Raw genomic sequence first — 24,770 nt, 5'->3', positions numbered from 1 at the left:
TTCTCAGCGTTGTATTGGTTTACTTTACAGCCCAATACTCTTATCGAAAAGGAAGAATTCACGAAATTTTTATCAGTCTTCTTTTCTAAAATCTCCCGCTTGCGAAATCAAATATACTTTTCATCTTCCCTAAAAGACATGCCGAGATTCGCCAGTTCTTCAAGTATCGGCAGGTAGAGTTCTGGAACGACAGGTATTCTTACACCTGTCAGGTTTATTTTCCCGTCCAAAAACAGTCTTGCCGCTATAGCCACAGGAAGACTCACCGTCTTGGACATCGCTGAATCCCCGTTCGGTGTGCCGTAGTAGACGAAATGAGAAGTGATTTCTTTTGTTCTTTTATCGGAACACTCAATTTCAAACCTGTGTTTCATTACTATCATATCCACTTCACCGTGCTTGAAATTCATTTTTGTCTTCATCAGCTCTGTCATGAGGTCTATTGGAGCGGCATTTTTCAAAGGAAGAGGTTCGTCGCTAAAAAGCCCCAACCATTTGAGCTTTTTCATTATGTCGCCGTTCTCCTCGGTTTGCATGTATTTCGAGAGATGTTCAGCGAGGTTTTCTTTTTTTGAATTCGAAATCAGTTTTGCGAGCATTCCAGAATAAGTCGGGTCGTTTGAAAAATCCATTTTTTCTTTAGAAAAAAGACCGATCTTGACCATCCTTTTGAACAGTTCACAGTGTTCGGGAAATCTAAGAGTTCCTCTGAGGAGTGTTTCGATATCATCCAAACCGTAAATTTCCCTGTAAATTGTCGAGTCCCTGTTAGGATAACCGTCGAAAACACCTACGTCTCCAACTTCCACGCTTTCACAATTTTCAAAAAGGGTCATCCCGTCAATTTCAACGACCTTTCCTTTTTTGAGGTATTTAGCCGGGCTGGTCGCGGCGACGAGCACACCTCTCGGACTCCAGGAAAACTTATAATTCAACGGATTGTCGCAAGAACTCGGAGCCGGCAGACCGCCACAAAAGGAAATAAATGTCTTAATCTTGTTTCCCGATGATTTTTCCGCGTTGATTATTTTCATAGCAGACATATGATCCATCCCAGGGTCGACACCGCATTCGTTGAGAAAAAGGAGCCCTTTGCTTCTCGCTTCTTCGTCGAAAGAGCGCATTTTTGGGCTCAGGTAAGACGTTGACATCATGTGCTTTGAAGATTTTAACGCGCATTCGGCGACTATTGGATGATAGTCAGCAGGCAAAAGGCTTATCACCAAATCGTTTGAATCCACCAACTTTTGGAGCTCTGCCCTGTCTTCGACGTTCCATTTGCGAGAGACACCTCTTTCTTTTCCGGAAAGGAGTCCTTTGTCCCCGCTTCTGCTCGCTATGGTGAGTTGAATATCTTCGAAAGACAGCAAATAGTCAACAAGTGGTTTCGCCACAAGACCAGCTCCGAGCAACAAGATGTTTTTCATTATTTTCTCCTTTTGCAGGTTTTAGTTGAATATTTCTTCACGGCTGAAATGCCAGAGATAGCTTCTGCCATTGTAACATTTAACCGAAACCTCAGGAAGCGTTATTTTTATAGCGCCATCCATGTCTGTCCTTAAAGTATGGATATTCGACCGGGATAAAAAGAGTAACAGCGATTCCGAGGGGTGGCCATAGGTGTTATTCTCTCCGACACTGATCACCGAGAAATAAGGAGCGATACTTTCGATCACGCCAAACGGATTGGCTCTGCCGTCTCCATGGTGAGAGATCAAAAGAATTCTTTTGTCATAATAATCGGGTTTTTCGATCGTCATAAGGGGGCGATCCCCTGGGAGCACAAAAAGAGTTTTTCCGCAGACAGCTCTTAAGAATATTGAGTGCTCGTTTTGACTCGACGAATACTCTGGCAATAGTTTTCTGTCGGGGGATAAAACTGCAAAAGAGAAATCCCCCAAAGAGAAAGAATCCCCGCGAGCTAAAATCGACAATTTATCCCCTGAAGCTATCATAAAAGAGGATAGTGAATCCCTTGTTTTCAACACACCGTTAAAAAATACAAAATCAGGATCGACCGATGATACAACGATTTCCATTCCGCCTATATGGTCCAAGTCCTGGTGTGTTGCGACGACAGCGTCCAGAGAGCCCAAGAGTTCAAGACTTGAGTAATTGACAATCCCCCGAGCTTTCACTTCGCTTCTTCCGGCATCGATTAGCATATTTTGCCCAAATCTCGAATGGATAAGACACGCGTTCCCCTGCCCAACATCAAAGAAGAGAACATAGGATTTATCGAAAAATATTCTTCTTGAGAAAAAAAACGCCAAAAATAGAGCTGTCAGCATCAGAAAATACCTTAAATAAACCCTTCTGGTTAATGAAATCTTCAAAAGCGCAAGACACAAAACGAAAAACAATGTTTCTAAGAAGGTGTATGGCGGCACGCGAAAACCAGGTGAAGAAATCGCGAAAAGACTCGATACAAACAAAATCGACTTGCCGAAAAACCATACCGCCGCTGAAAACAGCGGAATAGCCGAAAAAAATAGAAACAACAGCATCGCCGTGATAAACAAATAAAGAAAAGGTATTATCAGCAGATTCGCCAGAGGAGAAAACAAGTAAAATTTGCCGTAGGTCGTCGAAGTGATAGGCAAAAGGCAGATGTTTATCGTGATGACAAGAAGTGCCGCCATGAAGATGTATTTAACAGGATAGGAAAATTTTTTCAAGAATCGGGATACTTGAGGCATAAAAACGATGATTCCGAGAACACTCGAGAAAGACATTTGAAAACCGGGATTCCAAAGAGTCAGAGGGTTCAACGCCAAAATAAAGAGCCCTGCCAAGCCAAGTATCTGGTAAGGATTTCTGTTTCTCTCAAAAAGGGACCCGCACAAAAAGACTGTAGAGCCGACGCATGCTCTGAAGACCGATGGCTGTCCTCCTGTCAGTTTTAAAAATACAATAAGCGCAAAAATTGCGAAAATGTAGGAGATTTTTCTCTTTACCCCTAGCGCCGAAGCTGTAGTCAGAAGAATCGACAGGAATATACCTGTGTGAAGCCCGCTTATAGCAAGAACATGGGAAGTGCCTGTCCTCAAAAAATCTTCTCTGACGTCTTCGGTCATTTCCATCCTGTCGCCAATGGTAACAGTCAGGGCTAAAGACATCAGGTCTCTGTCCTGGGCGAATTCATCAGTAATTTTTTCCCTTATCCAGTTTCTCATCAAGTCAATAGGAAATGAACTTCGCGAGTTCACAAAAACACTGTCGCAATAAAAAATCGCGGAAATAGAGTTTTCTACGAGAAATCTGCCGTAGTCGAACTGATGGGGGTTTGTCGCGAAGGGTAAAGGGGCAAAACTGCCGTAGGCGGTTATCTTCTGTCCGTCTTCAAAACCCCTGTCGGCGAATAGGCAAACAGCGAAATCATCCTTTTCACCATTGACCGATTCCACAGATAGTTTAATGCTCTTTCTCGAAACAGTGTTTATCCTGCCGGTGATTACGCAATTTCTTCCGTTTTGGTGGAAATGTCTTTGTGGAATCTTATAATACCCCCAGAGAGTGAATACAAAAACACTCGCCGCCAACAAGGAAAGCCTCGAAAGAAAATACCAGTTCTTCAGGATGAAAATGATTCCCAAAGAAATAAAAAACAGAAACAAACATACGGCAAATTTTATTGGGAACAATATACCGGCAAAGTAGACACCTAAACAAGAAGACAAAAAAAACCAAAAAGCGATGCTTTCTCTGAAAAAATCACTCTTTTTTAAAAATATTTCTGACTTTTCCAAAAACCCCTTTTTTTGTTTTTGAGAAACCGTCAACTTCCATGATATCTCTTAAGTCGATTGCTTCAAGACACTCCGGATCCCATTTGAAAGCTTCGTTTAAAGAAAGCGCGGCTTCGTCGAATCTTCTCATTGAATATAGAGACCAAGCGTAAATGGCATGGTAAAAACCTTCGAAAATACGGTCTTTCAATGATCTCTGTATCGATTCGAGATTTTTCAAGACATCTTTCCCCATAGCGATCCTGATCATGGAGAGGTAAACAAGGTATTCGTTTTTTTTGTGTATCTTTATTGCGGCGTTTATCAGTGATTCAGCCGCCGGCCAGTTCTTGGTTTTAACGGCGTTTCGGGTCTGGACATAAATATTTTTTGCTTGGATCACAAGGCTTTTATCCACTTCCCCCGACAATTTCCTGTCGTATTCCCTTCTTTTGTCCCTGTCGATAAGAGTTTTGTATGCCCTTGTTATCTCTGCGAATCTGTCGTTGGCTTTTCTCCAGGACAAGCCTGTTTTGTCTTCTATGTGATCGGGGTGATGCTGCTTTGCCAGAGAAATATACCTTTCTCTGATTTCATTCTCGTTTGCGTTGAATGTAACGCCTAAGATTTCATAGAAATCTTCCATTTTCAAATGTTAAAATCACCGACAGACAATGTCAAGTTATTATCTTGCAACCGCAAGAAAAATTAAAGTATAATCAATGTTCGATAGCTAATTTTTCAGAGAAACGGAGGGGCGATGAAACAACAAATACCTAACCAGTTGTCGATAGAACTGCCTGACGAGGTTTCAGACGGCGTTTACAGCAATTTTGTCATTATACTCTCGTCTCCAGCTGAATTCGTAGTTGATTTCGCGAGACTTGTGCCAGGGAAAAACAAAGCAAAAATCAACAGCCGGATTATTATGCCGCCTCAAACAGCCAAAAGACTCATAAAAACGCTTGAAGAGAGGGTCAAGGATTTCGAGGATAAATTCGGCTTAATCAAGACCGATGAACCCGAAAAAAATGTAATGGGCTTCAACAACATATAAAGAGGGGAAAAATGGACATCAAATCCGCGATTGCCGACTTTATCGTCAGGGTTCAAAGATGGAAATCCGGCGGCGGCGCAAAATCCATAGAAAAACAAAAACAGCGGGGAAAACTCACCGCCAGAGAGAGGATAGAGGCCCTTTTAGACGAAAACAGCTTTTTTGAAACAGACCTGTTTGTCGAACATAAAGCGAGAGGCTACGGACTCGAAGGGGTCATGCTTGCCGGTGACGGCGTCATCACCGGAATAGGAAAAATATCCGGCAGGCCAGTTGCATTGTTCGCTCAAGACTTCACTGTAGCCGGAGGATCCCTCGGCGAAGGACACGCGTCAAAAATAAGCAAAGTTATGGATATGGCAAAAGATTCCGGTATACCCTTGATAGGACTCAACGATTCAGGAGGCGCGAGGATACAGGAAGGAGTCGGAGCTCTAGCAGGATACGGAGAAATATTTTACAGAAACACAAAACTTTCCGGAGTTATACCTCAAATATCTCTGATTCTCGGTCCCTGCGCCGGGGGAGCTGTCTACTCGCCGGCTTTAACCGATTTCGTAATTGTCGTAGAAAAAATCAGCAACATGTTCATCACCGGACCAGAAGTCATTAAAGCCGTCATAGGAGAAGAGATCTCAATGGAAGATCTCGGTGGAGCTTTAACTCACGCTGAAATAACGGGAAATGCGCATTTTGTCGCTTCCAGCGAGAAAGAAGCCTTTAGACTTATTCAAAAACTCCTCTCATACATACCCTCAAACAACAGAGAACAACCTCCACTCGTGCCGCCGGAAAATCCCAAAAAGCAATTCGACATAACAAACATTATCCCCTCCGATCCCAAAATAACTTATGACATGCTCGAAATAATCAGTTCGATAACAGATGGATCAAAATTTATCGAAGTACACAGGAATTGGGCGAAAAACATAGTAGTTGGTTTCGGCAGAGTCGGAGGCCATTCCATTGGCATAGTGGCAAACCAACCCTATTACCTGGCTGGGGTTCTCGACGTGAACGCCGCGGACAAAGCCGCTCGGTTTATTAGATTCTGCGATTCTTTCAACATACCCCTTGTTACTTTCGTCGATATTCCGGGTTACCTCCCAGGCGTAGACCAGGAACACGCCGGCGTGATACGTCACGGTGCGAAAGTCCTCTACGCGTTCTCAGAGGCGACAGTGCCCAAATTGACGGTTATCGTCAGGAAAGCATACGGTGGAGGTTATATCGCCATGTGCAGCAAACATCTCGGAGCAGATTTTGTTGCGGCGTGGCCTACCGCTGAAATCGCCGTGATGGGGCCTGAAGGAGCGGCAAACATCCTTTTCAGAAAAGAAATCATGGAAAGCCCCGATCCGGAAAAGACAAGAAAAGAAAAAATCACGGAATATCAGGAAAAATTCGCCAACCCGTACATCGCGGCATCCAAAGGCTTCGTAGACGCCGTCATAGAACCGGAACAGACCAGACAGATCCTCATAGATATGCTGAACGTCTATCGGGACAAATCGAGACAATCACTCTGGAAACACCATGGAAACATACCCCTGTAGGAGAATCTGATGATCGAAGACAAAATTCTTTTAAACATCGACGAAACTTTATACGAGACGTGCGACTTCAAAAGAAAGAGTCCCGGAGTCTCCTATGAACAAAACACCAAAACCGAAGAAAGGGCTCCTATACCCGGAATAATCAGAGAAATCTTCGTCCGTGAAGGTTCAACGATTAAAAAAGGAGATCCTCTATACGTAGTAGAAGCCATGAAATCCTACAACAAAATAATTTCGGAATACGACGGAAAAGTTATGTCAGTGGCAATTAAATCAGGGGACAAAGTCAAAAAAGGCGATATTGTAATCTACAGGAGAGATGTTTGAACAGGATCGATGCGCAAAAACTTTCGTGGCAATGTCCTAAAAACCTTTTCCGCTTTAAATCCACCTCAGAAATATCTCCTGCGGAAGACATAATTGGTCAGAGAGAAGCCTTGGAATCGATCAAGACAGGCATCGAGATCGACAGCCAGGGCTACAATATTTTCATTTCCGGTTTAGCGGGTACTGGCAGAAAGAGCACACTTCACAAATTTCTGACTAAAAGAATACGCATGAAAGAAAAGAAGCTTGAAGATGTCATCTTTCTTTACAATTTCGACATCCCCGAAGAACCAATTTCACTTAAGCTGCCGACCGGAGAAGGAACAGCCGTTTCAAGAGCCCTTCAGGAGTTGCTCGAAAACCTTGAAAACCTCATATCGGCGATTTATTTCAACGATAAGTACCTTTCGGAATTAATGGAATTTGATAAAAAGGAAAAAAAAGAAGAAGACAAAATATTTTCGAAAATCGACAAGCTAATCAAAACATCCGGTTTCAGATGGATCAAGTCCAAAAATGAAGACATGAAAATGGAATTGCTGCCCATACATAAAAAAAAAGTTTTGAGTTTCAGCGAGCTGTCCGAACTCGTAGAGAAAAATCAGCTTAAAAACAAAAAACTGAAGGAATACATTAACAAAAAAGAAAAAATCGAGAAGATAATAGCTCTTTACCTGAATGATTTTAAAACCCTTCGGACATCGTTTTCCAACAAAAGAAAAAAACTCGACATCGACACGGCTTATCCTTTTCTTAAACTCATTTTCGAAGACTTTAAAAAACTCACTTCATCCTTGCAGATGAAGGAATACCTCGATGTATTTCTCGATTACATGCTTTTGAACATATCCTATTGGAAGACATTGATGGAAGACGAAAAGGCAAAGGATAAATGGAGAGAGGAAAAAGAGTCCATAGACAACATAATGAGCATCAACGTCGCGGTAAACAACTACAAAAAGTCAAAGCGACCAGTTATAATTGAAAGTTTTCCTTCGGAAAACAACCTTTTCGGGACGGTTGAAAACGTCGGGAGCAGCGAAAAGATACATCTTGGAATAAAAGCCGGAAGTCTTTTAAAAGCCCACAAAGGATTTATAATTGTGGACGCTTATGAACTTCTCCAGGAAGACAATTCATGGCAAAGGCTGAAGAGAACCTTGAAAACTCAGAACCTTGAGATAACACCCGTGTCCAACCCCCTATCTACGAGAAATTACCTCAGACCAAATTCGGTGCAAATCGACGTCAAAGTAATCATGATTGGAAACGACGAAATATACTCCTCCCTTTTTTACAAAGACCCCGACTTTCCAAAAATATTCAAAATAAAAGCCAAATTTGAAGAACACATGCCCCTGACAAAAAGAAACCTCAGGAAATTGGCAAATTTCACGGCTCTGACTACGCAGAAAGAAGGTCTACCGGGTTTTTCGAAAGAAGCAGTAATCAGAATCTGCGAACACGCGGTTAAACTGAGCGGAGACAAAAAACACATAAGCACAAAGTTCGGCATGTTATCCGATCTGATAAAAGAAAGCGTTTACTGGGAAAGAAAAAAAAACACCAGAACCAAGACAGTGACGTTGATTTCTGTTGAAAAAGCGATGAACAAAATGCGCTTTAGAAAAACAGCTCTCGAAAGGGACTATCTCAAACTCATAAGCGACAATATCATAAAAATATTTTTAAAAGGCTCCCAAAAAGGGCAGGTCAACGCCTTGACCGTGATTGAAACTGAAGAGGTTTCCATAGGTCTTCCCTCAAGAATAACTGCTGTAGTATCACCCGGCGAGAAAGGAATAATAAGCATAGACAGAAAATCGAACCTTTCAGGAGAAATCCATACCAAAGGAGTGAATATTATAGGCGGTTGCTTGAGGGGCAAATACTCCAGAGATTATCCGCTGTCTATTCACGCCTCCATATGCTTCGAACAATCATACAACATCGTCGACGGAGACAGCGCTTCTACAGCGGAAATCTGCGCCATTCTGTCGAGCATATCCGGAATCCCGGTAAAACAAAATTTTGCAGTAACAGGCTCCGTGGATCAAAACGGAAACGTTCAAGCCGTCGGGGGCATAAACGAGAAAATAGAAGGATTTTTTAAAACCTGCAAAATTAAAAGGATCAAAAACGGAGCGGTTGTCTTGCCCAAAGACAATGAGAATTCTCTAATGCTCGACAAAGAGATCAAAAAAGCCGTTTCCGCGGGAAACTTTTCCCTGTATTCAGTGAATAATATCGATGAAACTCTTTGTTTGATATTCGATACCGGAAGCGGCAAAACAAATTTGACGGCGATCAGAAAACGGATATTAAAAGGAATTAAAAACCTCTACGATAAATCCCCTCACGCGAAAAGAGGCAACCATGCTTGACATCAAATTCATCAGGGAAAACAAGGAACGACTAAAAAATCTTATTGAGGCCAAAGGCGAAAAGTTTGATCTTGAATCTTTTTTAAAGTTAGACGAAAACAGGATGGCAGCTTTGAAGACAATTGAAGAAAAGAGAAGCAGATTAAACACCCTTTCAAAAGAAATTTCCGCTCAAAAAACCAAAAATGAGGATTTACTCGCCAAGTCCAAAATTCTTTCCAAGGAACTTAAATCAGAAGAAAAAAACTTCACCGAGATCGACCTTTTCTGGAAAGAAAAGCTTCAATGGATACCAAACTTCCCCGAAGAAGACGTGCCTTTGGGCAAAACAGCAGATGACAACCAGACAATCGATTCATGGAACAACCCGGGCGAAGAGAAAGCAGGATTAGACCATTTTGAGCTCGCTTCAAACTTGAAGCTACTGGACTTCAACCTTGCCGGAAAAGTATCCAAAAGCGCTTTCCCTCTCTACAAGGGTAAAGGAGCAAGACTCGAACTTTCTCTTGTCATGTTCATGATGGAACTTCACGGATCTAGGGGTTACACCGAACTCATCCCTCCCTACCTCGTCAACAGAAACGCCATGTTCGGGACAGGCCAGCTCCCGAAACTTGAAGAAGACATGTATCTTGTAGAAAAAGACGACCTTTTTCTAAACCCCACAGCCGAAGTTCCAGTCACCAATTTATACTCCAACCAGACTCTCGACCTCGATTCCCTGCCGGTTAAGCTCTGCGCCTACACCACCTGTTTCAGAAGAGAAGCCGGATCATACGGCAAAGAAACTAAAGGTCTTTTAAGAATGCACCAATTCAACAAAGTCGAACTCGTTCACCTTTCAAAACCTGAAGAAAGCAGGATGAGTTTGGATGAACTCCTCGAAGAAAGCAAACTGGTTCTGAAAATGCTCGGAATACCTTTCAGGACAAGAAAGCTTTGCACGGGAGAAATGAGCTTCGCGAGCGCTATCACTTACGACCTGGAAGCTTGGGCGCCTGTGTCAAAAAAATACCTCGAAGTTTCCTCCGTCTCGCTCTTCAGGGATTTTCAATCACGTCGAATGAACATCCGATTCAGGGATGAAAACGGAAAAATGTCTTTTGTCCACACGCTCAACGGCAGCGCTTTGGCGACACCAAGGACTATGATAGCGATTCTCGAAAACTACCAGCAGGAAAACGGAAAAGTGGCAATCCCTGACGTTTTGAAAAAGTATTTTCCCAATGAGGAAATCATATCTGTTTAAGGTCGCCCACCATATGCTTCCAAAGCCGCAGTACCGCGGTATGTTATTCTGCTTGTCATTGGCCTTTGTGTTTTCATGCGGACCAAGAAGAGACCCTTACAGTTCGTTTGTGAGGATAGACGGGGTAGAGCTGATAGGTTGCGAAAAGGTCGAGGAAAAAGATATAATCCCATACTTGTATTCCGGCGCAGGAGATTTGTACAGCCCATTTTCCAGCCCCAAAAATGCGAAAAGCATTTTGAGTTACTACTTTCAAATGGGCTATTTCAAAGCTAAAATTCTAAACCAGACAGATTCGATGACACAGAAAGGATACGTTCTCAAATACGTAATCGAAGAAGGCGAAAGATCTTACATAAACTCCGTAAGTATCTATGGTTTCGACAGTTTTGCAGACCTTTCATCATTCAAAGACCATGATATTCTTCCAGGCCAGCCCCTCAACCAGGTGAACCTCTCCCTCGCTTTGTTGAAAACCGCCTCAGATTACATCAGAAGAGGATATTACAACGTTCGCATAGAAGACACTTTGCTTCCTGCCACCCAAGATTCTCTACTCTGCGACGTTTTGATATACATAGACACCGGTCCAAAAGTGTATATTGACGAAATCGAAATCCTCGGAAACTCGAGTGTAAGGACCAAAATCATCGAAATGGAGTCAGACCTTGAAGTAGGTCAGCTCTACACACCAGAACTGTTGACTCGCTCAAGAAACAACCTGTATTACACCGGTCTTTTCTCTTACGTATCTGTCAAATCTATTCCGTCAAAAATACACAGTGACAGCCTTAAAGTGATAATAATGGTCGAAGAGACGAAAATGTCTTATTTTTTGGTTTCTCTGAACTACAAAAGCGACAAAAAAACCGGAATTAGGGTTCGCTGGGGAAATTACAACCTTTTCGGAAACGCACAACGAATATCCGTAACAGCATCTTACAACACTGATTTTCAGGGCATCTACACTGAAAACGCTGAAATAAGCTATTCAGAACCCTACTTTTTGGGGACTTCACTCATCTTTTCAAGCGATTTGAAGGGAGAAAGAAAAGGCCTCGGGGACAGAAGCTTGGATTACATCGAGTTTTCACCTCTTTTAGGAAAGAGAACTTCAGCTTTCGGGATTTTATACGCCGGGTTTGTCTTTCACAAAGCTTGGCTCGACACGTTTGAAGATGCTTCTCAAAATCCAAACCAGTTCATATACACGAAATTTACAAACAGCATAATAATGGGTTATACATACGATTCGAGAGACAATCCTTTTTCACCTACGAGGGGTTTAAAACAGAATTTCCGGTTTCAATCCGCAGGAAGACCTCTTGGCGGTGACAACTATTTCTATCGATTCAGCTGGGACTGGGTGAGGCTCTCAGAACCTTCCCAATGGGGTTACTACGTCTTTTTAAGGTCGGTTTACACAATACCACACGGCATTTCGATTGATAACGGAATAAGCTCCGACCAAAAAATCACCCTTGGAGGTGTCAATTCTCTAAGGGGGTACCCTGAAAATTCAATCGGCGATCCGGACGAAATCGGGAGCCACAGCGGTAACATTCTTCTCAACGCCATGATTCAGGCGCACTACAACATAGGAGATTTTTCTCTGGAGGCTTTCTCCGACCTGGGAGGTTTATGGGACTGCCCAAAAGACGTCTCCCCATACGAAAACGTAGGAATTTCAGTTGGCTTGGGTCTGATCTACAACACTCCTGCCGGCCCTTTAAGAATTGAGTTCGGATTACCTCTCGCCGGTGAACAAAGAAACAAAGGATTAATTCAATTTGCTTTCGGAAACCCGTTCTGAAAAAAAGAAGATACGTTTCATCCCGCGAATAAGGTTGATCCCCTTAGCGGTTTCAGCCGCCCTTTTCCTCTTCGCTATATTCGGAATTTCACAAGGAGATTCAACCGACTTCACAATCAAAGAGTTCGTCAAATTTATCGAGAGCAAATACAATTTGACCATTTCATACAGGAGAATCGGAGTATTTTTAAAACCTTCAATATGGGTTGACGAACTTTATATTTACAATGATCGAGAAGAACTGCTCATGAGTTCCAATCGGGTTGAATTAACATTCAGCCCAATAGATATCTGGAACAAAAAGGAAATAAACACCGTGCTGATCGACGGATTGGATCTCAGATTCACCCACTCCGATTCGGGCATTCTCAATTGGAGCCTCACAAGGGAAGATTCAACTGAAGCTCGTAAGGCTGAAATTGAATTTCCGAAATTTTCGGTTGAGAATGTTTATGTGACAAATGGCAATTTGGTTTACGACGGCAAATCAGCGTCGGAAATATTCGCTCAGATCAGTTTAATTTCATACCCCGAAGGCATAAACATATACGTCGGTGAAAGTGATTTCTTTTTACCGGCAATAGCAAAAAAAGTCCAACTGGTCTCTGATATAGTGATTTATCCGGATTTGAATATTTCGGGAATAATATGGGCGGAAACGGACGGCGCCCGAACAACCGCGAGAGCAGACATAAACACAGGAGAATCTCTTTTCAGAATTTCTGTTGATTCAATTTTCGTAGAAGCTGAAAAGTGGCACAAAGACGCACGGGGTTTCCTGTCAGGAAACGGAAATTTCGTTTTTCAAAAAGAGTTGATCATGGCTTTTATTGCTTTGAAAGGGTCTTCTGTTTCTTTGGGTCAATTCAAAGCCGATTCCTTTGTTACAGACCTATCATTCGAAGACGGATCAGTAACTTCAGACAACTCAAGGATATTTTTCAGCCAGGGAGACATTACTCTTTCTTTTACCTACAACAGTTTAATTGACTCTCTTTCTTTTCACGCCGGAATTCAGGGCATCAGCCAAAATTCCATGAGTTTTACGCATGATTATTTTCCCTACGAATTCACCGCAAACGGCATGGTTTGGGGTTGGCTTAAAAATCTACGGGAATTCAACGCTATATTCGGTCAGTCTGATTTTTCATTTTCAAATTCAACCCTGAACAACGTCTCTTTAAACTCCATAAACGGAAAAGCTTTTGCCGACTCGGGAATTTACGATGTCTCCCTGAAATGCGAAACTGAGGATTACGGCGGTTTCAGGGCGCAAGGAAATTTCAACAAAAGATCCTACTACATCGACGGCAATCTGATCGATTTCGATTTATCCCTTTTGGAAGACTTTAAACTCGCAGAAATAGACATCTCAGGAATCGCAAACGGCACTTTTAATTTTGACGGAAGCCGCTTAGACGCCGATCTAAGAATATCGGAAGCCGGATTGAACGATTATTACTCGCGGGATCTCTTGATAAATTTGGAAAATTTCTGTTTTGAAGATTATACGGCGGATTCAGTACGAATATCCTGTTCTGACTTAACCCTGGGTAAATTCAATTTAGAACAGCTTGAAATTATAGCAGGATCTTCGGAGAGAAACCTCTGCGGAAACTTAAATGCCTCATCGAGCGATTTGGATTTGAGAACCGGTTTCGTGTTCGACCCCGAAGATAAGAAAGTAATTCTCGAGGTTTTTGATCTCTACAGCGATTCGATTTATCTAACCACCGTTTCTCCCGTAGTCATCGATTTCTCAGGAACAGGTATTTACGTCGACACTTTCAGGGCGGCTGGATATTCGGGCATGAACTTGATCGCAGGCCTGGATTTAAGGGGAGACACAATCCTCGGATTTCTCCGTGCGGACAGCGTCAGTTTGTATGTATTGAGCTTGATACCGAATGCTCCTGCAATTTCGGGCTGCTTGAACCTCGATTCTCGTCTTTACGGTACATTGTCCAACCCTCATCTATTTTTCAGGGCGAGAACCGGTCCTCTCGATTACGGGCATTTTACCCTGGATTATACTTCTATAGAGGGCAGTGCGGATTTTGAAGGAATAACGATAGACACATCCGAGGTTGTGTTTAAAGAAAAGGTCTCGTCCCTTTCTGGTTTCCTGCCCTTTAGTCTAAATGAAGAAATCGATGTAAAAATTCTTTTTGACGACGTCGGTCTTTGGCCTCTTGAATTCCTGTCAGATATCGCGCTTATGCTCTCAGGCAGAATCAGGGGAGGCGCAACTGTCAGAGGTACATACAAAGACCCCGATTTTTACGGAGCCGTCGAATTAATCAACGGCGCAGCTTTTGTCAAACCGGCAGGTCAAATCGTCAGCAACATCAACGCAAGAGCCGTATTTACTGATGACACAATAACTTTCAAAGTCCAGGGAGACAACTCACGTGGAAACGTAAACATCTCCGGAAAGGTTGTAAGCCTTGAAGGTTACAGAAAATTCGAATCTTTAACTCAAATCGATTTTTCCGACGTCGATTATACCGGGTTCGAAGGCATTTGGGCTAACGTGACGGGGCATTTAGAAGTAGAAGTTGACTCAAACCTTCACACTTCGGTCAAAGGAACGGCTTTCGTCAACCAAGCTTTACTCTCGCCGGTACCGGAAAGCGAAACAGTTCAAAACTCCCAAGAAATCCCGGACTTGGAAGTTTTTATTGACGGGTCTTCGGGAAACATAATATTCAGACATGAACTGGCCGAGGTCGAACTCAGAGGGATATACAGCGTATCCTCTTTCAACAACGTCATAAACACAAAAGGCGAACTGACCGCTGAAAGAGGAAATATTTTCTATCTGGACCGCAGCTTCAACATAACCGAGGGCGAATTGCTCCTTATTACAGATTCAACAGAGATAGGTGGCGTCGTCGATTTCACGGGTAAAACAGAGATTTTCTACACAGATCCAGCGAGCGGAACCCCTCCGGAGACGAGAGAAATAACCATATACGCCAATTTAAACGGTGACGTCAACCATCCAGCTTTGACTCTCTCTTCAGACCCCAAAATGTCGCAGCAGGACATAATCGCCCTTTTGACTTTTAACACTACATGGAGCAACATAACATCCGTTTCTACAATAGCGTCCGCTGTTCCTAACAGAGCCGTAAATTATCTTCTGCGCACAAAAGTTTTTTCCAAACTCGAAAAAGCGCTGAATTTGAGCGTGATAAATTTGGAAACCCAGCTGGGCTCTTCCAACAGCGCTAAATTGACACTCGCAAAATACGTGACCAGAAACGTCTACGTCGAATACACAAAAGATATTCTCAACAACTCTCCGGCTGACATCACGCTGACTTACCGGTTGTGGAAAAATACTTCATTCATACTCAACAAAGACGATGAAGACATCATCGGCACTGGTATTCAGTGGATCTGGAGATACTGATTTCAACCGCACACAGATTCTATTATCGAATTGTCAAGCCCGAACTTCTCGAGAAATGCTCTTCTTTCGCTCTTCATTTTTTCGACCCACACCCGGTATTCATCGATTCTTCCCTTCTTTTCGAAGAGGACAACAGGGTTCAGTATCTCAACAGGAACCCTCTCTGTAATCCATGAATTGAGCGAATTGTCGATATCCGGTATCAAATAACCAAAATCCGGATCCCTTTTCCATGAAATTTTATCCTCGAAAAGAGCTTCTATCATCGCTGATGAATGACGAATTTTAACTTTGACGGCTTTGCCGTTTTCAACATCCTTGGAATCGCCTCCGATAAATCCGGTGTTCATCATCCATGATTGTAGGTTGTCAAACTTTTTAGCCAAAACACTGAATCGCTCGGCTTGAAGTTTATAGTTTCTCGGGAAAAAAGGCTGTGTAAATGGCGATCTAGTTTTACCCCTTTCTTTTCCTGCGGCGGATGTCTTGGAGGTCTCTCCCAACATGAAATACCCCGCCGCTTGTTCGGGAGAAGAAAAAAGTACTATTCCCGGGGTCGCGGCGTCCTTTCCCTCGTCCCTGTTGAGTATGCCCAAAGATTTAAGAGGGGGCAATTCTCCGAAATCAGCGGCGTTTTCAATGTCGCTCATAGGTATAATCGACCTTCCGTTTTGCGTCCACACGACAAAATCCCAACCATCCGCAGGGGTCATGTATTCATTGACTATATCTTCCGCTTTGACTTCCCCTTTGATGTATCTATCTACGTTTTTGTAATCTGCCCCGGAATTTACAAGCATATCCCTGAGTCTTTCCACATCTTTTGGTTCGAGAAGGTTTTTGGAAAAATCGAACTTGCCGTTTTCATCCGGATACACATTTTCCACCCAAGCTTTCGGGCTCAGCGTCCCTCTGTAGATCACCGGTTCGGTTTCCTCTTTCAATCCGTAAGTTTTGGCAAAACAGCCGTTTTCTGTTATCGAGAAAGTTCCGTCCGGCCAAAGAGATATCATGTCGTCCTGAATAGGTTTGCTGTATTCTCCCTGTTTTGAAAAAGTCGTCGTGGTCTTTCCGGTGCCGGAAAGTCCCATTATCGCCACAGAAATTTCCCTATCTTTCATTTTTACTATTTTTGCTCCGGCGTGGAGAACCAACCCGCCTTTTTGGTAGACAAACTCGTTGAGCATTCTGAGCATGCCCTTTTTGCTTTCCCCGAAATAATCAGGCCCTAAAACATAAGTGATGTATTTATTTATATCAAATATGATAGCTTGATCACCAGGAAGCCCGGGGGCGGGACATCCGGCGAGAAATACGAGAATAAAAGTCGGTTCAAAAGGTCTTCCGAGCTTTTCTGCGGCTTCGACATCGGAACGCTCAAACGTGAGAACTTGCTGCATTCCACCGATATTGGAGGACTCAAGGTCAAAATACCATGTCACACCGACAGCCCTTTCTCCCAAACCTACATACCTGTCTATTTTTATCAATTTTTTCTGATCTTGCATGTAGCTTTGGGCTTTTTTTATGTATTCAGAAGCTTTCTCCCGAGAGATAATTTTGCTCGAGTAGAGCGGCGCGTTTTTTTCTTCGTCGATTATATAGGTGTATTCAGCTTTCCTCGCTTTGTTTCTCGTCAATTTAAGGATGTTTCCGTACGATGTCTTTATCGAAGCGGGACCATACTTCAGTGTCAGCTCCCTGAATTTCTCCTGATCCGGATTGTCAATGATTTCAATATTCTCTGGAATGACGTTTGACATAATCAACTTCTCCTTTTAAATTTCAATTTTTCTGGCTGATAATTTCACCGAATCCGGGAAGGCTCCCACGAGAGGTTTCGCATAAAGCATAAAAGATTTGGTGACGTTGTTTTGGTCGGCGTCGTAGAATTCTTTAGGCATCAATTTTGTCTTACCCGCCACTTCATTTAACGGGGTGAGGTCGTATTCCACTTCGTACTCCCCTTTTCTGCGGATAGTCACCGAGCCGTCGGACTCCGTGACCGACGAATAGACGACAGCCATCTCGCCGCATTCTCTCGCCTCTGTCGAATCACTTTCGCTGACGCAACCCAGAAAAGACCTCTGGAGATAGCCGAAAGTGTCGGACCGGACTCTTTTTATTTTGAGTTCAGTCCTTACAATATTTGACAGCATATCGCCAAGCGCTCCAGTGCCTGAGAGCTGAACATTGCCGTGAGAATCCACTTCTCTTTCTCCTTTTGAAAGGGTGTTTATAATGGGCTCTCCGGTTGCGTCTGTTATCCCTTCGCTCACCGCGACAACGCATCTGCCGTATTTGGAAAACACTTTTTCTACTTTCCCGAGAAATTTATCCGTATGAAATGGATACTCGGGGATAAACACGAGATGAGGCGCGTCAAACTCCGATTTTTTAGCGAGGGCTGAAGCGGCCGTAAGAAAACCTGCGTGCCTTCCCATGACGATTCCTATGTAGACTCCTTCGAGCGAATAGTTGTCGCGGTCGATGCCGGCGAAAGCTTGAGCGACAAACTTAGCAGCGGAGCCATATCCGGGTGTGTGGTCGTTGACCAAAAGGTCGTTGTCTATTGTCTTGGGGACGTGAAACACCCTGAGATCGTAGTTGTTGTCTTTCGCGTGTTCGTTGATGATCCGGCAAGTGTCTGCAGAATCGTTTCCCCCAATGTAAAAAAAATATCTGATGTCGTGCTTTTTAAATTTATCGAAAATTTTAAGGCAGTAATCGCTATCAGGTTTATCCCTCGTACTCTTGAGGGCCGCTCCCGGAGTTCTCGCGACTTTTTGGATGTTTTCAAAAGACACGGAGGAGAGGTCTAAAAAATTTTCCTCGATAATGCCCCTTACACCCCTCTCGGCGCCGTAGAGGCGAGAAATGTGCGAATATTCTTTCGACCCCAGAATTATTCCGGCGAGTGTTTGATTTATTACGGCTGTCGGTCCTCCACCCTGCGCCACCAAAGCTTTTCCTACGAGTTCAGCCATTTTTCCTCCTGTAAGTTATTTTGAAAGAAGTATGACTAAAGATGCTATACTAATCAGAGTGCCAACCAAAGTGGAATAATCCTGCCACCATTTTAAAGTCACCTCGGGAACTTTCACAATATCGCCTCTTTCGACGAGAATGTTGATGCCGTCCCCTTTGTGTGTTCCGTCGTAAGAATACACAGAGACCTTTTCAAGCATGCCTCTGTCCGTGACGCCGCCGGCGATGCTCACGTATTCAAAAGCGGTTTTCATGGGAACGTAAGCATAGTCTCCAGGATTACTGACCCCTCCGATTACGGTTATGGAATTTCTAATTTCCGGAATCATAATTATATCGCCGTCCTGAAGTATGAAAGAAGACAGGTTTTCACGTTCGGTCCCGTCTATTCTGTGCGTCATGCCGTCTCTTTTGACAGTAATGTTAGACGCGTCGGCATTTTGAAGAAGGCCTCCGGCTATCTCGATCAAATCTTTAAGAGTCTCTCCTTCGTATATTTCGTGTATAGCGCTCAGACTCTGAAATAATTCGAGGGTGTCGTAATCTCTGGATAAAGCCAACGTCCCGTAGGGATTTATCGCGCCGAAAACTTCAACCGACTTCTCAATCTCGGGAAAATAAAGGTTGACACCTTCTTCCCTGAAAGTCGGGTCGTGTTGAATGTCTCCCGTTCTCAAATATTCTATGTAATTTGCGGTGTCAACTGAACCGTCGAGGAATCTTAGTTCAATACGCATAAGCGAAGCGGTCGGTTTTAAAATTAAATTTCCGACTGCATGGGAAACTCTTGTCAGAGGAGTAACTTCCAAGGGCAGGTTTTCTCTCGCCACGGCGCCCGTGGGCAATATTATGAAATGCCTTGGTCTGACTATCACCAGGCTGACTTGGACGCCTGTGTAATACCTCTTAACAAGACTTCGAACTTCCTCTTCTACGATCTTCAAAGACTTGCCCTCTGCGTATACAACACCCAGAGGCATGCCTGTCGCGAAATCCGAAGTCAACATGCTGGTCTCGCCGGGGATTGGAGTCTCAGACGGTTCAGCGATCGTCCCGGGGGAACCCACGGTGACTATCATTGAGCCGTCGCCGTTTACGACGAGGTCCTGGACGAAACCCTGCGCTCCCGAAATAACCAGCTGCAGTCTGTCTCTCGGGTGAAGGATGTAAGTTTCAGGGTTTATTAAATAGACATCATCGCTGAGTTGACACAAAAAAAACATCTGGGCTATAAGAATTATTGAGGGCATTTTCAAGTACTCCTTTTACAAGCCGTTAAAAGCGGAATTATAATTTATCGGGCGGAATAATTCAACTGGACAAAAAAAAGCTCCCTTTGAGGGAGCTTTTTATAAAAACAAAAAAATTTTATTTTACTTCAATGCAGCTGACTGGGCAGTTGTTCTGGCATTCCATGCAACCCGTGCAAGCCTCAGGATGAACGACCTTTGCTTTATCTTCAATTTCAAAAACTTTGGGATCGGCCGGGCAGACATCTTTGCATAATCCACAGGCAATACAATCAGCTTCATTAACGTATGGTCTCATTTTACCTCCTTTATTATCCTTGTTATTATATTGAGGGGAATAAAAAAAGCAAGCGCTTATTTAATTGACCTTTAGACGAGAAAAATGTAAAAATAAAGATAATTATGTTCGAATTCATATTGGGAAAAGACATAAACAAAATACTTGAAAAATCTCGAAGCTTCGAGGATCAAGGAGAAAACAAGAAAGCGCTCAGCCTTCTCGAAAGAGAATCCCGGAATCAGGAAGATTACAATTTATACCTCGAATTGGGAAGAATTCAAGCGAAGATGAACATACCCGGCGCCACCAAAAGCCTGACCATGGCGCACATGCTCTCTCCGGAAAACATAATCAACACAATTTCCAGAGCCGAGGACGGTTTTTTCTTGGGCGACAGACTTCCCGAGGTCGGTCTTTTCATAGGCTCTTTGTACCTGGAACAAGGCGACTACGACAAGGCGAAGGATTTTCTCAAAGAGACGCCCAAGGATTTGCTTGTCAAAGAGATAGAGGCTAAAAAACAGATATTGAAAAATTTTCCACAGGGGACCGCGAATTTAAAAAAGAGGTCTTCTCTGCTTTTCTCTATAGCCTCTTTGACCCTTTATTACGACAGGGATTCCTCGATGAAGCTTTTCGAAGACTTGGTCTCAGAATTCCCCGACAAGTCGGACACTGTCATCAGCCAATTAGCTTGGATGGCAAAAAGTGAATACCGTTCACCCACCTCACACATTTACTTGGGTAAATTTCAGCTTACCGCGGGAAAAGACAGAGAAGGGTTGGAATCATTCCAAAGAGCCCTCCAGATAGATACGAGCTGCGCCGAATCTATAATAGAACTGATGTCTTCAAGAAAAGACCTGAGTTTGAACAGCATGGATTTTCTTTTCAACCTCTACATATCGACCAACAACCAAGACAAGGCATTGGAGCTCGTAAACAAATCAAACCTGCCTAAAGAAACCGAAGCTAAATACCTAAAATCCATGCTACAGACAGACAAGAAAAACATAAAAGCAAGACTTCAGTATATAGAGCAACTGATCGCGGAGAAAAAATTTTCCGAAGCCTCGACTGAACTGGAGTTCTTTTCCGACAAAAGTGAATACATTGACTGGGTTTCCGAAAAGCTCGACATCTTGATGCAGTCTCCTGATGAAAACATATACAATCTTTGCCTTGACGTATACGTAAAAAAAGGGGATTTCGACAAGGCGGTCGATATAATTGAAAAACTTCTAAAAAATTACCCTGAGTCCGCCGACCGTTCAGAATCTTTGCTGATAGAAGTAATCGAACAGAACATCGAGAATCACAGGGCTATTTACCTCCTGGGAAAAATCAACGCCAGCAGAGGAAACCTCGACACAGCCATTGTAATTTCAGACTACCTCGTTTTTTCAGGGATAAGGGAAAACACGGCTTATTCATTCGAGATCTGTTCTGGTCTCATGGAAAGGTTTTTGGATAACCTTAAATTAAACGTCTCTTTCGTACTCTCATCGGTTTTTGACAGAATTGAACAAGCTGTAAAAAAAGCCCAGGAAATGCTCGAAAGGGATGAAAAAAGCAGCATAGAACTCTTGATTAAACTGGACGTGCTGACGGAGATATACCCTGAAGTCAGCCCTAATGTTTCTCAGGTAGTCGATGTTTTCACGAGAAATATACAAAGAGATGATATTTCCATGGTGGCGCAGATTCTGGCTTCTATAAAAGCGGAAAAACCCGAAAATGCTCTGAAATTTATACAGATGTTGGGAAGAGAACATAAAGAATTACAGCAATTGGCAAATGAATTGTTGAAAATGGTCTCTGAAAAATTTCCAAAAAATAAAGAGGTTTTAAAAAGCAATATTATAATATTGCTGAAGAAGAAAAATCTTGAAACAGCCCTGAACAAACTGCGCGATTTAATGGACTATCCCAAAGAAGATCCGTGGACTCTCGACCTGTTTAAAAAACTTAAAAAAGTCTACCCTGACAACTACCAGGTTTTGTTCGGGTACCTCGACTTTCTGCTGAAGAGGAAGCTTTTCTCTCAACTCGACCAGGAAATGGAAAAGATCCCAGAAAAACTCCCGCTCGAGGATAAATCTTACTTCAATATAATTAAAGGGCAAGCTTCAATCGAAACAGGAAATTATAAAAACGGTTTAAACTATATTTCCAACAGCCTTGATTTGTCCTCCAAACACGTGAACCAAGCGATTGAATTGCTAGAAAAGGTAAGCAAAGTTTCTCAGGACCCAAAAACTCTCTATATTCTTTCAAAAGCCTACTCAAAAACTGAAAACTACGAGAAATCCTCAGGTCTTTTGTACGACCTCTATTCGAACTCATATATCTCACCCGACAAAGTAATAAAAGTATTTCAATCCCAGCTGCAACAAGCCCCCACTGACGCTAACCTCAGGTTTTACTTGGGGAAAATACTTTCTTCTGAAGGGGAACTCGACAAAGCATCAACTGAGTTTCAACTCAGCGTTTCATACGACGAATCATACGCCCAGAAATCTCTTGAAGAAATGGAAAAGATAATTTCCAACAGCGACTCGGAAAAAAACCTGAACATAATGGTAGAAATCTCAGATAAATGTCAGAAATACGATGCTTTGTATTCGACGATAAAAAAAATACTCTCCCGCAATCCTTCGAATAATTTAATCGCAGAGTTTGCAAAAAAGAAGATCTCCACCACCGATCAACCCAAAGCAATTTATCGACTGATATGGTCGGAAATATCACTCAGAAATGATCGCTTCGACGAAGCGAAAAATTCTTTGGTCAGGATTAAACCTGAAAACCCTCAAGAAAGGGAAATCTTGGCCCGGCAAATGGAAGAAATTATAGAAAACGGATTTTTAGATCCGAACATTTTTTTCAAGCACGCGGAAATTCTGGTTTCAATTGAAAACAACGAAAAAGCCGTAGAATCATTTTCAAGGGCTTTCGAACTCAACCCAAACCTCGGCGAGGATATTCTGCCTTACATAAAAGATTCTTCAAACCTCGGAGCGGCAATTTTAAAATGCTTTATAATGCATGAGAAGAAAAACTACGAAGAGGCGGCTTCCATGCTCAACGACATCAAAGATGATCTATCGGAAAACCAGATAAAAGAGGTTCTTTACAGGTTCTCGAAACTTGCGCCCTCGAAAAATAATTTCGATCTTCAGATGATTCTTCTGAAACTTATGCTTAAAAACAATCTGTCAAACCAAGTTTACAAAAAATTAGATTCTATAATCGAATCAGAACTCACTTCCTCTCAAAAACAACTCGCTCTTCAAGATTCTTTGGATTTCATTGTGTCGTTTGACAAGAAAAAATCCGTCAAATTTCTTAACACATACAGGAAAATAATCGGAGAAGAACAATTTTTCGTTTGGGCTAACGACAAAAGACTCGAAGAAATCCAAAGAGCAAAGACAAACAAAGACCATCTTCATCTGGTCAAGTTGATCAGAGCTTCAGGTTACCCTGAAAAAGCGTTGGAACTTCTTAAAAACGACAACACCGAGGAAGCGCTTTATGAAAAATGTCTTTGCTATTATTCCTTGGGTAATTATCCTCTTGCAATTTACCTTGTAAAAAAGAATTGGACAAACCTGAAAAAAAACACAGACCATAAATTCACCAAGCTCCTTATTTCATGTCACTTGCAAATGTCCGACTACATGAGCGCATTTTATCTTTTCAATTCCTTCTCAAACCAATTCAGCGAAGAATTCAAGAAAGTTTACGGAGAATTCGCAGGAAAAATTTTAAGCGACAATCCTCCTGTCATACTTTCAAAAATCAGGAAAAAAGAATGTTTATTTGACGAAAAAACAATCCAAAAAGCAATTGAGGGAACATGAAAAACTGCCCGTTTACATCAACTCCCGGAGAACCCAAATTTTGCAGTCCCGATTGCGTTTTTTACAATACGGAAAGAGGAGACTGCGGACTTCTGGAAGTCGTCAACACCTTGAAAGACATAAAAGAAAAATCAGCGGAACTCCGAGATTCTTTGTTCGATATCAACAGCACCTGGAAACAGGCGCAAGAGAACTTAAAAGACCTCAAGCCGGATGTAAATATCTCTGAGAAAATATCTTCCGTTGAATCCAACATAAACCATGCATCTGAAAAAATTAAAGAATCTATTGATCTCATCCCACAGAAAATAGAGAATTACCGCAGCACTTCAGAAACGCTAATCGAACTTGTAAAAAAATCCAATTCTCTCCTGGACCAACTGAAACAACCCAAAGAATCCCCTGAACTCGCAGAAATGATAGAGCTTCTGAAAGGCTCTGTTTTAAAACTTACCGAGATTAAAGACAGAATAAACATAGAAAGCGCTTTCAAAGAATTCGAAAAAAGCGAGAAGGATTTTTTTGACACCCTTGCGGTCGATTTAAACAATTCAATCGAAAAAAATCAGGCTCTTCTTATAGAAAACCTCTCTTCCTACCTAACGACAGCCTCTCAGAATTTGGAAAAAATTATCACCGAACCAAACTACACAAAAATCCTCGATTATCTAAAAAAAATCCAGGAAGAAAACATATCGACAGGAGAAAAATTCGTCAGGTCTCTTGAAGAAACGCTGGGGAAAAATCAAAAAGATCTCATTTCGTCATTCGACGGATATTTTTCGACTCTCAAAGAAGAAATATCGACACTGCCGTCATCTGTCGGTGAAATAGAAAATTTCATAAAGACCAAC

General features: G+C 42.5%; 16 protein-coding genes. 9 read left to right on the top strand and 7 right to left on the bottom strand.

Going from position 1 to position 24,770, the window contains the following annotated elements; genetic code table 11:
* Positions 1-107 precede the first annotated feature (107 nt).
* From JXA84_00505 to JXA84_00495, 3 genes are all read right to left on the bottom strand, one after another.
* Positions 108-1,427: a saccharopine dehydrogenase NADP-binding domain-containing protein gene (locus JXA84_00505; protein ID MBN1149685.1), complete on the bottom strand. Its 1,320-nt coding sequence runs from the start codon at positions 1,425-1,427 to the stop codon at positions 108-110.
* A gap of 21 nt (positions 1,428-1,448) precedes the next feature.
* Positions 1,449-3,596 carry a DNA internalization-related competence protein ComEC/Rec2 gene (locus JXA84_00500; protein MBN1149684.1) on the bottom strand — a complete coding sequence of 716 codons (2,148 nt, stop codon included), beginning with the start codon at positions 3,594-3,596 and terminating at the stop codon, positions 1,449-1,451.
* A 118-nt stretch (positions 3,597-3,714) separates the two neighbouring features.
* Positions 3,715-4,374: a DnaJ domain-containing protein gene (locus tag JXA84_00495; GenBank protein ID MBN1149683.1), complete on the bottom strand. Its 660-nt coding sequence runs from the start codon at positions 4,372-4,374 to the stop codon at positions 3,715-3,717.
* 114 nt (positions 4,375-4,488) lie between these two features.
* Here JXA84_00495 and JXA84_00490 point away from each other — a divergent pair, with 114 nt between their 5' ends.
* The 7 genes from JXA84_00490 to JXA84_00460 are packed head-to-tail and all read left to right on the top strand — an operon-like array spanning position 4,489 to position 15,532.
* Positions 4,489-4,785: a DUF3467 domain-containing protein gene (locus tag JXA84_00490; protein MBN1149682.1), complete on the top strand. Its 297-nt coding sequence runs from the start codon at positions 4,489-4,491 to the stop codon at positions 4,783-4,785.
* An 11-nt stretch (positions 4,786-4,796) separates the two neighbouring features.
* Positions 4,797-6,341, top strand: a complete 1,545-nt coding sequence (locus JXA84_00485) for an acyl-CoA carboxylase subunit beta (GenBank protein ID MBN1149681.1) — start codon at positions 4,797-4,799, stop codon at positions 6,339-6,341.
* 9 nt (positions 6,342-6,350) lie between these two features.
* Positions 6,351-6,668, top strand: coding sequence for an acetyl-CoA carboxylase biotin carboxyl carrier protein subunit (locus JXA84_00480; protein ID MBN1149680.1), 318 nt, complete (start codon positions 6,351-6,353; stop codon positions 6,666-6,668).
* Positions 6,665-9,052, top strand: coding sequence for an AAA family ATPase (locus JXA84_00475; protein ID MBN1149679.1), 2,388 nt, complete (start codon positions 6,665-6,667; stop codon positions 9,050-9,052). Before JXA84_00480 ends, JXA84_00475 begins: the two co-directional genes overlap by 4 nt.
* Positions 9,045-10,301 (top strand): serine--tRNA ligase, encoded by a 1,257-nt coding sequence (gene serS, locus JXA84_00470; protein MBN1149678.1) that lies wholly within the window; start codon positions 9,045-9,047, stop codon positions 10,299-10,301. The genes JXA84_00475 and serS overlap by 8 nt, the downstream gene beginning before the upstream one ends.
* Positions 10,302-10,353: 52 nt before the next feature.
* Positions 10,354-12,114, top strand: coding sequence for a BamA/TamA family outer membrane protein (locus JXA84_00465; GenBank protein ID MBN1149677.1), 1,761 nt, complete (start codon positions 10,354-10,356; stop codon positions 12,112-12,114).
* 34 nt (positions 12,115-12,148) lie between these two features.
* Positions 12,149-15,532, top strand: a complete 3,384-nt coding sequence (locus JXA84_00460) for a translocation/assembly module TamB domain-containing protein (protein MBN1149676.1) — start codon at positions 12,149-12,151, stop codon at positions 15,530-15,532.
* Positions 15,533-15,534: 2 nt separating this feature from the next.
* Here the strand turns inward: JXA84_00460 and JXA84_00455 are convergent, their stop codons facing one another.
* The 4 genes from JXA84_00455 to JXA84_00440 form a co-directional block, all read right to left on the bottom strand.
* Positions 15,535-17,295, bottom strand: coding sequence for a phosphoenolpyruvate carboxykinase (ATP) (locus JXA84_00455; protein ID MBN1149675.1), 1,761 nt, complete (start codon positions 17,293-17,295; stop codon positions 15,535-15,537).
* Positions 17,296-17,310: 15 nt separating this feature from the next.
* Entirely contained in the window at positions 17,311-18,519 is a 1,209-nt protein-coding gene (locus JXA84_00450) for a 6-phosphofructokinase (protein MBN1149674.1), read from the bottom strand.
* A gap of 15 nt (positions 18,520-18,534) precedes the next feature.
* Positions 18,535-19,770, bottom strand: a complete 1,236-nt coding sequence (locus JXA84_00445) for an SLBB domain-containing protein (protein ID MBN1149673.1) — start codon at positions 19,768-19,770, stop codon at positions 18,535-18,537.
* Between the two features lie 118 nt (positions 19,771-19,888).
* Positions 19,889-20,068: a 4Fe-4S binding protein gene (locus tag JXA84_00440; protein MBN1149672.1), complete on the bottom strand. Its 180-nt coding sequence runs from the start codon at positions 20,066-20,068 to the stop codon at positions 19,889-19,891.
* A gap of 104 nt (positions 20,069-20,172) precedes the next feature.
* On the opposite strand from JXA84_00440, the gene JXA84_00435 reads away from it, so the two are divergent.
* Both JXA84_00435 and JXA84_00430 read left to right on the top strand, forming a co-directional pair.
* Entirely contained in the window at positions 20,173-23,916 is a 3,744-nt protein-coding gene (locus tag JXA84_00435; GenBank protein ID MBN1149671.1) for a tetratricopeptide repeat protein, read from the top strand.
* Positions 23,913-24,770: hypothetical protein (locus JXA84_00430; GenBank protein ID MBN1149670.1), on the top strand; the 858-nt coding region annotated here is incomplete at its 3' end. The genes JXA84_00435 and JXA84_00430, both read left to right, overlap by 4 nt.

This window comes from candidate division WOR-3 bacterium (assembly GCA_016926475.1).
GTDB lineage: Bacteria > SDB-A > SDB-A > SDB-A > SDB-A > JAFGIG01.
The sequence above is the reverse complement of the archived record's forward strand: the minus strand, read 5'-3'. Positions and strand labels throughout refer to the sequence as shown.